The organism is Bacillaceae bacterium S4-13-56 (genome assembly GCA_040191315.1).
In the GTDB taxonomy this organism is placed as follows: Bacteria; Bacillota; Bacilli; order Bacillales; family JAWJLM01; genus JAWJLM01.
Genome location: JAWJLM010000173.1, coordinates 1 through 223, shown reverse-complemented (window position 1 = coordinate 223; position 223 = coordinate 1). Strand labels below are relative to the sequence as shown.

Annotated in this window: 2 tRNA genes; both read right to left on the bottom strand. The window is 46.2% G+C overall.

From position 1 onward, the window contains the following. A tRNA-His gene (locus RZN25_18475) sits at positions 1 to 73 on the bottom strand. A 13-nt stretch (positions 74 to 86) separates the two neighbouring features. Next, positions 87 to 160, bottom strand: a tRNA-Trp gene (locus RZN25_18470). Positions 161 to 223 lie beyond the last annotated feature (63 nt).

Sequence of the window (223 nt, the reverse complement as noted above, 5' to 3'; positions counted from 1 at the left end):
GGCGAACGGTGGGAATCGAACCCACGAATGCCGGAGCCACAATCCGGTGCGTTAACCACTTCGCCACGACCGCCACAAAATAAAAATGGCAGGGGTAGCAGGAATCGAACCCACATCAAAGGTTTTGGAGACCTTCGTTTTACCATTAAACTATACCCCTACATAAATATTAAATTTTTTATAAAAAAATGGTGGAGGGGGTAGGATTCGAACCTACGAACCC